Origin of the sequence: Phocaeicola abscessus CCUG 55929 (genome assembly GCF_000312445.1) — a bacterium.
Taxonomy (GTDB): domain Bacteria; phylum Bacteroidota; class Bacteroidia; order Bacteroidales; family Bacteroidaceae; genus Phocaeicola; species Phocaeicola abscessus.
The window spans coordinates 334,362-346,563 of sequence record NZ_HE997182.1; the positions used below are offsets into that span (position 1 = coordinate 334,362).

General features: G+C 39.9%; 6 protein-coding genes and 1 pseudogene. 2 read left to right on the forward strand and 5 right to left on the reverse strand.

Translation table 11 applies throughout. The features are described from left to right. Positions 1-88: 88 nt before the first annotated feature. The 5 genes and pseudogenes from BN102_RS01450 to BN102_RS01470 all read right to left on the reverse strand — a co-directional run bounded on the left by BN102_RS01450 (position 89) and on the right by BN102_RS01470 (position 11,043). Positions 89-5,155 (reverse strand): hypothetical protein, encoded by a 5,067-nt coding sequence (locus tag BN102_RS01450; protein WP_019207274.1) that lies wholly within the window; start codon positions 5,153-5,155, stop codon positions 89-91. A gap of 446 nt (positions 5,156-5,601) precedes the next feature. After that, on the reverse strand, positions 5,602-6,858 hold the full coding sequence (gene mobV, locus BN102_RS01455; protein ID WP_019207275.1) for a MobV family relaxase: 1,257 nt from the start codon (positions 6,856-6,858) through the stop codon (positions 5,602-5,604). A 332-nt stretch (positions 6,859-7,190) separates the two neighbouring features. Further along, positions 7,191-8,123, reverse strand: a pseudogene (locus tag BN102_RS01460) (toprim domain-containing protein). A gap of 355 nt (positions 8,124-8,478) precedes the next feature. Continuing rightward, positions 8,479-9,672, reverse strand: a complete 1,194-nt coding sequence (locus BN102_RS01465; RefSeq protein WP_019207278.1) for a VapE domain-containing protein — start codon at positions 9,670-9,672, stop codon at positions 8,479-8,481. A 153-nt stretch (positions 9,673-9,825) separates the two neighbouring features. After that, on the reverse strand, positions 9,826-11,043 hold the full coding sequence (locus tag BN102_RS01470; RefSeq protein ID WP_036786916.1) for an ISL3 family transposase: 1,218 nt from the start codon (positions 11,041-11,043) through the stop codon (positions 9,826-9,828). A 399-nt stretch (positions 11,044-11,442) separates the two neighbouring features. Here BN102_RS01470 and BN102_RS01475 point away from each other — a divergent pair, with 399 nt between their 5' ends. Together BN102_RS01475 and BN102_RS01480 are read left to right on the forward strand one after the other, a co-directional pair. Then, complete coding sequence (locus BN102_RS01475; RefSeq protein WP_019207280.1) at positions 11,443-11,718, forward strand: helix-turn-helix domain-containing protein; 276 nt, start codon at positions 11,443-11,445, stop codon at positions 11,716-11,718. Positions 11,719-11,726: 8 nt separating this feature from the next. Continuing rightward, positions 11,727-12,014, forward strand: coding sequence for a helix-turn-helix domain-containing protein (locus BN102_RS01480; RefSeq protein ID WP_019207281.1), 288 nt, complete (start codon positions 11,727-11,729; stop codon positions 12,012-12,014). The last annotated feature ends 188 nt before the right edge of the window (positions 12,015-12,202 follow it).

Here is a 12,202-nt window from a genome sequence, read left to right on the forward strand (position 1 = left end):
TGTTGTCCTACCTTCTTTCTCTAATTCCGTAATACGCTCAAGTTCAGCGTTTCCAAAGAACGAGTAGAGAGTTCCTTCTACTCGCAGTTTACTTAATGCTTTTATACGTAATTACATTTTCCCTAAATAAATATGCTTCTGACGAACCCAAATCAACCATCCGGTTTAAAATCCAAACATAGTCATCTATTAGAGTTTTGTCGTTTTTGATTTTTGAAATATGATTATAGAAAAGTCGTTTTATCATTCTCTCCGATGAAACAGATGTCAATGACAAAGAGGCAATGTTATTTGATTTGAAAAGGCCTGACAGCCAACTTATTCCTTCGGGCAAAAATTCTTTTCCTCCAATTGTAGAAAACACGTTTATTACTGATGAAGCATTGTTTTTCCCTTTTTCAAGAAACACTTTTTTATAAAACTCTTTTTTCCCATTTAAAACGCTCCAATCACTTTCATTCGGATTACCTTGATAATCCCATAGCAAATATCTAATGTCCAACAGAAGTTTTTGAATTAGCGGGTGTGTTCCATCACTTGGGATTAAATCAAACAGAACTTCCCATAGATTCCAAAAGTTGGTCTGTTGCTGTGAGTATTTTGTTTGGTCAATTTTTAAATTTCCATTGTCATATAATTTCAATACAAAATAATCCAAAGTAGTATTCACAAATTGAAACAAATCGTCTCTTCCAAATCTTTGTCTTTGCGTATTTTTTGACAGTGAATTGACCAATGTAGTTAAAACAGATTTTGAAAAATCAAAATTTGCGTCCAAAAATAAATTGGCAAGATATTGTTCAATATCTGAAATTGATTCGTGATGAAATTGTCGAGATTCCCTTCCTCTGTTATATGAAAAATCTTCTTCTTTAGTTAAGTCGCCAATAACTATCGGTAATATGTGGTTTATGAAATATGTAAAATCTTTATCTGCTGTGTCATATGGCGTAATTACAAAAGCTCTTGCCAATAAATAACCTTCTGATTTTTCTAAACTTATTTCTGCAAGGTCTAATTTTAAGTTTTTGTTAGATGCAATTTCCTGAACAAAATCATTTTCCTTTTTCAAACTTTTTTCATCTTGATTTCCATAGAAATTAGGATTTGCTTTTTTGAAATTGGAATACATAATGAGACCAAGCCAAACTCTTTTTGCTTCATTAGGAAATTGTTTGAAAAATACTTCTCTAAAGTATCGTATGATTTTGTCAAATTCGTGGTCGTGGAACGGTGCGAATAGCATATAAATCATTGTAGCTATTATGCCGTTTTTATCTTCTTCGTTATCAACATTTTGCAAAAGTAAATGGAAAGAAGATAAAGCAATTTCTTTTTCCATTATGCTGACACTCATATTAAGGCTATAATCTCTGCTAAATGTATCTTGAAGAATAGAAGTTGTTGCATCAGTAATTATTTTTATACACTTTGTTTTTTGCTCTTCATTTATGTTTGTTGCAAAATCTCTCAGTCCTAATACAGCTAACGTGATTGGTCTGTCATAAAGGATATTTAGGGATTTTGATGAAGAATATTGTTCATAGCAAGATAACCAAGATGAAAAATCAATAATTTCTTTCTTTTCGTAAGTTTTTGAAAGTTGTCCTGAAATATTCAAAGACTTTGTATCTGCTTCAAAACTTTCTTTATTGGATTCAATAAACTTTACAACTTCATCATCGTATTCAGGTTGAATAGGAAAACCACCAAGTTTTTCATCATATTCTCCAACTTTATGGTTTCTGATATCCATTTCAATTAAATTCTTTTTCCATATAACATCTTTACCATCATTTCGTGCTTTTAGTTTATCAATTATTTGGTGAATTTCTTTGTTTAATTTTCTAACATTAAATTGGTAGTCTAAAATAAAATCTCGAAGCCCTCTTTGATATTTTTTTCTATGTGGAAGTTGATTTGATTCCAAACGCTCTTTTTGTGCAAATGAAATATCATAATCCATTGTGGCAAACGAAGAGTATTCTTCAAGTGCTCGACTTAAATCCCACTCATAAAATTCCTTGACAGACAATAATGGCAACATCGCTTCTTCAACTTCTCCGGGATAAGCAATAGCAACACTCGTTAAAACCGCTAATGGAGCAACATTATTGCTGTTTTTAAGAACATAATCAAATATAAACTTCAAGTCCTCTCTACTAACATCTGTCTTTCTTTTAGCCGTTTCTAATAAAAACTTCTCAAGGCTCATTAGCAATGATTCCAATGCGTAGTTTGTAACACTTGAGCCTCTGTATGCCGCCCACAATTCCCAAGCTGCCCATTTTTCTACTACAGTTCCGTCATTAAGTTCGATTTCTATTTGAGAAATGTTGTGCTTGTGTTCGCAAGAAGCCTTTACATAAAATTCAACCGAATAGTTTATAAAATCAATGATGAATTTCATCCCAATCATAGGATAAATCCACAATAGATGATAAAAAGGCGTTTTGTAAATTCCCGAAGGGAAAAAGGAATGTCTATCTCTTATTCCCCAACATTCTTCATAACTCAAAGAATTCCTTGCCAATATGCCAAATCTATCTTCAGGAAAATCTTCTTTTTGGGGTGGTATATATTTCCAATTTTTCCAAGCTGTTTCAATAATCAATTCAGGCAATTCTTTTATCAAACGCTGGTTTCCTATACCTGAAAGACAACTTTCAATTACATTTTCGTAAAAAGAATTTGATCTCCAAGATTCCCGATTTTCTTTCTTGGTAAATGCTCTTGCAATAAGTTGTTTAATTTCTTCCTTTGAAATTGAAGCCAAGTCAAATAAAATTGAAATCAAGTTTGATGATTTACCTTTGGCATTTTCTTCTTGCCAAAATTCTTTTTCTTCTTCAACTTCTTTCAAATAGGTTAGGACAATAGATTTGGCCGCCTCTAATTCTGCGTTTTCAATTTTTTTGTATTGAAAAAGTAATCGGTAATACCAATTAGTGAGAAAATTGAGTATTGTAAGTTTTATTGATTCTAATTGAGTATTGTTCTTTTGAATAAAAAACAATGCTTCTTTCCAACCCGAACCAATCGGCAAAAGCAAATTGCTGTTGTTCGTTTTTTGGTCGCTTTCTTTGCAGCAAGTTTTTATGATATGCAAACATCTATTGAAGAAAACAGAATTGTCTTCAAGAAGTTCTTTTTCAAAAGAAGTAAAAAATGAATTACTGTTTTCTGACTTAAATACAGCTACCAACAATTCATCTGCCCAATATTTTTCAATAGTTTGGTCAGCAATTGTTACCTTGATCAGTTCATTTATTTTACCGTTGTTGTCAATTAAATAGTCTTCCACCCAAAGACGAAATGCTCGTCTGATAGCCGGCTCGTTTCCTAAATTGTTGAAAAAATCTTTTGGATTTGGAAAGTCTTCAAACTTTGAAGAAACATATTTTACTAATGCCCAATCTTCTAAAATATCGTGAGTAGGGGAATACTTCCTGTTGTTGTTTTCCTGAAATACAATTTCATCATTTTCTAAACAAGCTATTGCCTCTGCATCAGACTTATCGGGTTTAGTAAAGAGTTTCATTTCTCTTGCTCTCTTTACTGCAATTTCTTTAAAAGCTTCTTCACGTTTAATTGGAAGTCCATTTTTCGTGTTGGTAGAATCTACAACTAATGAGTTCCATAACTTGTCCTTAAATTCTGTCAGCGAAACATTAGTATAATCATCGTTTGTTTTACCGATTGCTAAGATTGAGAAATCCAGATATTTTGGACTTTGCAACAACTTGTTGACTTTGTCGTTTTTTAGAACACTATTTAACTGCGGAAACTTTTCAGCTACAAGTTTTAATTCTTCTTCATTAAGCGTTGGAATGTCAATTATACATATATTGTCTTTGTCAACACCAAATTTTAATGTAATTAAATCAATCGCATATTTCCGTGACGAAGCAATTAATTTAATTTCTGGATGCTCTTTAAGTAACGCTAATAACTGTTTAAAGGCACATTCGGGGCCTGCTTCCAATAGCTTTTCCAAGCTATCAACGAAAATAATTTTTTCAGGAATGAGGGAGATACATGAGAAAATATCTTGTATCGTTTCATTTACCCCTTGACTTGAGAAAACATTGGCGAGCGTAGATTCATTGAATTGGTCTGCTCTGAAAACAAACACACTTGCATTAGGATAATCTTTTTCAAGGATCTCTTTGATTTCAGCTGATTTCCCAACTCCAGGTTTTCCTGTCACAATCGTTAGTTGGGAATTACTTAGACCTACTAAAATTTTTTCTCTTAATTCTGATCGTTGTAAATGAAATTTGTTTTCTCCTTTTCCAATATAAGTTTTTATTGGTCGTAAAATCTCATTGCTGTCTGATTTAAGTTTTTCAACGGCTTTGAAGTATGGAGTTAAATGTGTGTTATCAAAATGCTGAAAGAAATCTTTATCTTTAATACTTTCAAGTGTTGCACTTCCACCATTTGGATTAAGCGTAGCAACATAAGCAAAAATACTGTCCCAAATTTCTTTTTCGGTTGTTGCCGTTTTTTTGTTTTTACTGAGCTTAATCAGATTGAGAAAATATGTTTTATCAATACTCCCTTCGTTTAGGAAATCATATTCCAAAATATCAACACATTTCAAAAACTCCCAAAGTTCTTTATCTGTCAAATATGTATTTGTATTCGCTTCTTTTAGCACCTCACGAAAAACATCTAATCGGTCTTTCTTTCCTTTTATCCTGTTTACTTCGGTAATAAAATCTGCTTCTGTTGCGTGATTTTTTGCCCAATTAAAAAGCGATTTAAGATGATTTCTTTCATCTTTAGTTAAACCATTCTTTACTATAATAAGTTTATCTTTTGATTTGTCAAAAATTGAAGTATTATTATAGTCTTTCCAAAAAGCATTAATTACATCTTTGAATATTTCATTACCAACAGTAAATGATATGTCGTGTTTTACCTGAATTAATATACGATGTTCACCACTTGCTGATTTTGCTGTAACCATAAAATCATCAGTTTCATAGCCTCTATTAGTTACTTGTAGTGCAACCTCCGATAATTCACCAGAATCAAGACATGGAGCATTACCATGAATGATAAGAGTTGTAAGAAACGCCGTTTGAACGAGTTGTTCAAAGTTTGTCCCACCTCCTCCTTTTTGAAATACACTTCCCTTTTGTGACATATTAATTTATTCCTTTAGTATCCTCCCCATTTTAGACAACAGGTTGGTGTTTATTTTACTGTTACAAACCTACTTTTTTCCTTTCTATAACATAGTTATTTGCTGTTGCTATGTAGTTGCTACTATCCATATTATATGCTACCAATTATTTTTAATACTTTGGCAGGGTAGTTTAAAGTTGTAGAACTTTATATTCCTCCCAATACCTTATGAAAAAGTCGAGAAAATAAACCCGTCAGGGCGAGAGTTATTGACCACCCAGTAAGGCAAAAATAGTTTGCTCCCCTAAAAATATGATTTCGGACTAGGTGCCTAAATTACAAGGTTCTGCGATTAGATGCAGGTCGTATAGAACACTCACTATTTCAGTTGCAAAAGTAACACTTTGTGTGGAAAAGTGAGCGTTCTTTCGTGTTTTTCTTCTTTGGCGATGAAAGAAAAAGCGATTACAGCCGTTGTGAGCGGTTGCGATGAATGAATTGTTGCCACTTCTGCTCACACCAATCTGGGACGGACAGACCATTGATGGTGAGGACAGGCTGACGCTTCTCATTGGTCGTTATACGGAGTTCGGCATTCTCTTCTGTGAAGTTACGTTTGTACATTCCTGAATATACATCGACAGTACCATGTACCGCTACCTGCTTTTGGTGCATTCTGACAAAGGTGTCGTCATCAACGCCCATCTTGCGGAGCATCAGACGGATATTGAGCAAAAGGTAGAAACTGTGGAAGAAACGCCGAATAAAACTCCACTCCTCCTCATACGTCTTGATTTCCTTTTGCTGTCCAGCTATGGTCTTGTCTTTGACTGCAACGGTATCTTGCAGGAGTATAACCTCCTTACGGATTTCAGCTTTCTCCTTTTCTGCAAGGAACTTCTGATGCTCCATCTTCCTTTCCAACTCTCCGATACGCTTCTCCGCCTTGTCAAGTTCCGTATTACCAAAGAGCGAGTAGAGCGTATCCTTTATCCGAAGTTTTCCTGCCTTCTTCTCCAAATCCCTTACCTTTTCGATGAGTTCGGCTTCTTCGGCTTGTTTCTGTTCCGTCTCCTTGAGTATCTCCTTATAATACTCCATATTGGAGCGGTGCTTGGCTTCCGATCCGTATATACCTCTCTCCAATCTGAAAGGTTTCATCTGTTCTGCGTATGTGGTTTGGTATTCCTCCAATTTCTTCGGGGTAAGCACATCATCAGCACAGAGCCGTACCTTGTCTTTCTTTGTCTTGTACTTCCGTTTGCCGTTTTCGGCTTCCGTCTTGGCTTTCCGTCTTTCTCCTTGCACGATGGGTACTATCGTAGCATGGATATGCGGTGTATCCTCGTCTGCGTGTAGTGTGGCTGCCACTACATTTTCCTTACCAAAGGTGGAGTAAAGCCACTGCATCGTGCTGTCGCACCATTCTCCCAAACGCCCCTCGCTTTCAATTCGGAGCATATCCTCGTGCGAGCCAGAAAGGATAAATCGCAAAGCCTTGACTTGGTTGTCTGCCACCTTTCGATAGATGTTTGCCGTGGCAATGCGGTGTTCTATAGCTTCCGTGCGGTTGGTGACATCTGCGGGGAATAGCACCAACTCACGGTTGAGGTGCGTGCGGGTGGCATCGACATTGTTCGGCACGAATGTACGCTCGATGTGGGCGGTCATTGCCGAATCGTTGCCCCGAGCCTTGTCTATGTGTAATACTGCGTAGCCCATAAATTGAATATTGCTTTAAGGGGTATCCAAAGGGGCGGAGTCCCTTGGCTCAGGAGTTTTTTTTCAGCGGTAACGGAGTGGAGCGTGAAGAAAATGCCCTAATGAGCTATGGCATTTCTTCTAAATGCCGCTCCGCCCTGTCCGAAGTCTGCCTTTACGGTAATTGCATTCTCTGAATGCGCAGAGGGCTTTGTTTCTAAGTTTCTTTTGAGGAAACTTGCAGTTGGGAAAACTGCTATCGCTCTCGAAACAAAGCCGTCTGTCTGCTTTTGTTCTCTTTTAGTCCCTAAGGATACCCGATTGATTTTTGGTTTTGATTGCACTCTTTTGCCTTATCTGCGAAATCCCCGTTTGACAATCGATTGAGGTTTCTTCTGTCTCTGTTCCATCGCTTTCTGGCGAGAAACGTGGTACTCGTTAAGGTCTTTATATCCGCCATAATGTCGGCTCATATCTTCTACGCTCATTCCTGCCGATTGAACAACCTGCAAGGCTTGCCGTCCTGCTTCATCGTTGTCAAGAAACGCACGGACGTGTGCAATACGATGCTCACGGAGAAATGCAACGGCTCTATGGATATTGCTTACGGAGTTCAGCACAAGGCAGGGAGCGATTTCTTTCCCTTTCATCGTGAGATAGGAAAGGAAGTCCATAAAGCCCTCGAAGATGCAGTGAGGGACGTTGTTCGCTTCTCCTGCAATCACGGAAATATCCTTTGGAGCGATTGTTCCCTTAAACGTCTTGTCGTCCCGAAGTTCATACCCTCCTGATCGGTTGGAAAATCCTATGGCGGTGTAAGTTCTTCCTTCCACCTCATAGCATACGGAACGCAGATAGGGTTTGGTAAACGAAAGGTCTATCTTGCGTTCCTCCTGTAAATAGTGTTGCAGGTGTGGGGGCAACTCCTCGCTGATACCAAGAATATGTCTTGCGCTCGGGGACAGTGCAGCGACTTTTTCCTTTGGAGGAGTTGCACTATGAAAGGAAAGGTTATTCCCTGCCAAAAGGTACATTGATTTGTGAGCATCGCACCCTTGCAACAACATCACGAGGTCTATGATGCTACCACCTTTTCCCAAGCCGAAATCGTACTAGAGGTTGCGTGTAAAATCCACTTTCATACTGGCGTTATGGTCTTCCCGATAAGGTGCGTTGTAAAGGGCATAACTGCCGTATTCCTTGACGGGCTGTATGCCACAGGCATGAAGATAGTCCACTATGGGTATGTTCTTGATGTTTTGTAAATTGTAATATTCGCTGTTCATTGTTGTTATCGTTGGATTTGGATTGTTCGATATTTTATTGTTCGCTCTGTTTTCTCTTTTTGGAATTTTCCCCTTTTTATCTTACTACCCTTCTACAGTCGGATAAGTAATTGACAGTGAAAGAGAAAAGTGTAACGCTTCATTCGGTTTTATCTTTCTACACCTCCTTTCTACACCTCCCTCATTCATACTATCGTAGAAGCGTAGAAAGATGGTAGTAAGCTGTGTCGCAAGATGAATACCCCTTGCAATCCTTTTTCTTTCACCGTATTATCCTTGTTTGTAGTAATGTAGTAAGGAGAATAGGAAAGAAAAGAGAAAGGAGTATAACAAAGGGATTGGTAATAACTGAATGCTATGGAGGTTGCTCGGGAAAAATCTTGCGGACGGCATACACATATACGGGATTGCCATTTACCCTGCGGCATTCTCTCGCATAGCTTGCCTTTCGCAGGGCTTCGCCCATCCGTTTGGGTGAGAGCTGCTGTCTGGTATAGCAGGAGAGATAACCCACGATTTCCGAATTGGTCATATAGAAACGCTTGGCGGCTTTCTCGGCTTCCGTGGGAAAGGTGAAGTAACGGAGCAACAGTTCCATTTCTGCCGTATAGACTTGGAATGCCTCGCTGTTTCGGTGCAGTTCGGCAATCTCCTCATCATTGAACCAATAGCGAAATCCGTCTTTCAGCAATGCTTTGGCTTCGCCATACACGGCATCCATCGGGATTGTCTTGGCTCGGCCTATATCTATTCCCAACACCTCAAGGGGGAGGAAACGTCTGCTCCCTGTCGGGTCGGTGAGGAAGTCATTACCATTGACCGATGCCACGAAACTTGCCAAGTGCGGTCGCTCTTCGATGTGTTTCTCATAAGGCATACGGTACTTCACCTGTGGGCAGGTAATCAGGTTCTTCAGTTCGTTCTCGTCTCGTTTGTTGAGGGCTTTGAGCTGGTCATCAATATTGATGATGAGGTTTTGACCGATAAGGCTCAGCACATCCTTTTCCTGCGGATATATCTTTCCCGTATATTGATAGTCTGACAGTGCAGGTGGGCAGAGCAGGTCAAGAAATGTGGTTTTGAATTTCCCTTGCTCACCTGTCAGTACAAGGCAGGTGTGGTTACGGCACTGCCTGTCGTCCATCGCATTGGCGACCACTGCAACCAGCCACTTGGTGAGGTATTCCCTCCATTTCTCTGGACTGGCTACGCTCACGCAGTCGGCAAGTGCGGTAATTGCTCCTTTCTTGGCTTCTTCCATTATCGGTAAACTGTGGAAATAAGCCTGCACAGGGTTGATGCGTGGGGAGAAATCACTTTCGATGATGCTGTACAGGTTCTCTGGCGAGGTCTGTACATTGATTTCCTTGTCCAAGGCTCTTTTGAGGGTATTGATGCGGTAGCGGTCTATTGCCACATAGTCCCCGGTTTCTCGCGGACGGTACTCTGCCCGGTTTAACACGGTGTTGTAACGGAGCTCGTACCGAGCCGAAAGGAACTCCTCTATTTGGGTATTCCTTGAAGTGTTGTCGTTGTTTTCTCTTTTCATTGTGTGTATTGCTTTCTATTACTTGTTTTTGATGTTTGGCACGTTTTCGAATGCCAAAGCCAAGTTAGGCAGCCTTTTTTGCAGAGCCAAAGGTTGCGGTGTTCTTGCATCAGACTACATCACTTTTCTCTGTTACGACATAATAAAAAAGGTTCATCCGACATTTGGAGTGATGCGGCAATCATGTAGCGCATATAACCTTAACCCAAAGAACCTTTCGTCCCTAAAACCATAAGCCACTCTCTTCATGACCTTTATCTTGTTGTTTATCCCCTCTACTTTTCCTGTCGATATGGGGCAGTCATACCATGCTAGAATACCGGTTCTGTAAGCCATGATCGTGTCGGCCATTTTCATCAACTGTGGCACTTTGCTCTCTCGCGCCTGTTTTACCCAATCGAGCATGACCTTTTCTGCTGCTTGCTTATTGGGCTGTGTCCATATCTCTCTGAGTTGCTCTTTGAGATAGTATGCCTGTGAGAGAGGTTTGTTCATATCCAAAGCATTATCAAGCCTTGTTCGATACTCCTTGTCAAAGATGTCAGCTCCATTGCGCAGCAGGTAACGCGTCCCCTTCAAGACCTTGCGCTTGTTGATGTCCTTTTCCATGTTGTATTGCACCCTGCGTATATCGTCCAACTTCTCATTCATCAGTTTGACCACATGGAAATGGTCGAAGACATGCACCGCATTCGGGCAGTTTTCATGTACCGAAGAGATGAAAGCGGCAGAGAGGTCAGTGGCAATATACCTGATGTCGATCTTTTTTCTTCTGATTCTTTTCCAAAATCCAGCCAAAGCATCGGCTGCCTTGCCCTGACCCACGTAGAGAATTCGACCGCTCTTGAGGTCAACCACGATCGTTTTGTACACATGTCCTTTTCGGACGGCAAACTCGTCTATGCCTATGCTATCGACTCCCTTAAGGGAGGGCGGAGCATAACGATATTCAAGATGATGAGTGTGAATCGCCTTGATTGTGTCCCACGATACACCCAAGAGATGGGCTGCATCTTTGAGTGTCATCCCCTTCAAGAGGTCAACCACATATCTTGCAAAGCGACGAGTGTAACTGTGACTGCCGATGGCAAAAGGTATCCGTTCCTGGCAATCATAGTCACAATCCGCACACTTACATTTGTAACGGCGGACTTTCATTCGCAGAATTACTTTTTTGCCGCCAATCGGAAGGCCAACAAAGTCACGAATGCGAAAACCATTCTTGACCAAATGGGGATACCCGCACTTAGGACAGCATTTCGGTGCTCGTTTACTTTCAATATGTAAGATAATTGTATTACCTTTGTATTCCTCACGCAGGCACTTGTGGTGATATAATCCCCAAGCATGATATAGAAAACTGCTGTTCATAATTGTACATTTGTTGGTGATAATTCAAATATACAATTTGTTCAGCGGTTTTCTTCTTTTTAGAACCCCATCACTCCAAATGTCGGATGAGCCATAAAAAAGCCCCTTTTCGCTCCTAAAACGGAGGAAAAAGGGGCAAAATGAGTGTGCGGATTGCACGATGGGAGACTGTGCGGTCTGCAACCGTTCGCAGGGCTTCGCACTATCCAAAAGAACCAGATGACTTTTCGGGTGGTGCAGGAAGATTTGAAAAGGAATAAACAAGGAAGTTTAGAGGTACGAACTTCCTGCAACATCCCTCTTTTTCCCTGCTTATCCCAACCCTTTCAAAAGTCGAAAACTCCTGCTTACTTTTGCGCCAGAAATCAATAATTACGCAAATAAAACAACAACGAAAAAATGAGATTTACAGCTATTGACACCTCCGCTTGGGAGGAACTGAAAGAGAGCATCGTGGAGCTGACCGACTGCTTCAATGAGCATTTTACCTTACCTGCCGAACTGCCCGATCTCCTGCACAATGGAGACGTGTGCCGAATACTGAACATCAGCAAGCGGACGCTCCAGCACTATCGGGACACCTCCGTGTTACCCTTCATACAAATCGGGCATAAATGCTATTACAAACGTGAGGACGTAGAGACACTCCTCGCCAAGTCAGACCCTCATAAATAAAATGAACTATGGAATACGAAACCATCAGCAAAGAAACACCCGAGATGAAACAGCTCATCTCGGGTATCAAAAACCTAACGAAGCGTGTGCGAACAACGGCACAGACACACCGTCCTCTATTTGAGGGTGAGCTTTATCTCACAGGGCGAGAGGTCTGCGAAAGGCTCTTCCTTTCTCCCCGCACCTTACAGGACTATCGGGACAAGGGTATTCTACCATACACACAGATAGCAGGAAAGCTACTCTATCGTATGTCTGACCTACAACGGGTTTTGAAGGAGAATTATCGAAGATAAAGCTTTTGCAAGAGGTGTTTCCTTGTCATTTGGTAGCCATACAGAATGAACTTATTGAAAAAAGATACCGAGCAATATCTCAATTGCTCGATATTTTTTCTGATTACTCGGCATCCTTTCGCAATAAATTGATTACATTTGCGTTATTAGTATTAGAAGTGTCTTCCATGGGCAAAAACCTCCGACCT

Coding starts and splice junctions, on each gene's coding strand:
- BN102_RS01450 (WP_019207274.1), bottom strand. CDS start 5,155: ATGTCACAAAAGGGAAGTGTATTTCAAAAAGGAGGAGGTGGGACAAAC.
- mobV (WP_019207275.1), bottom strand. CDS start 6,858: ATGGGCTACGCAGTATTACACATAGACAAGGCTCGGGGCAACGATTCG.
- BN102_RS01465 (WP_019207278.1), bottom strand. CDS start 9,672: ATGAAAAGAGAAAACAACGACAACACTTCAAGGAATACCCAAATAGAG.
- BN102_RS01470 (WP_036786916.1), bottom strand. CDS start 11,043: ATGAACAGCAGTTTTCTATATCATGCTTGGGGATTATATCACCACAAG.
- BN102_RS01475 (WP_019207280.1), top strand. CDS start 11,443: ATGAGATTTACAGCTATTGACACCTCCGCTTGGGAGGAACTGAAAGAG.
- BN102_RS01480 (WP_019207281.1), top strand. CDS start 11,727: ATGGAATACGAAACCATCAGCAAAGAAACACCCGAGATGAAACAGCTC.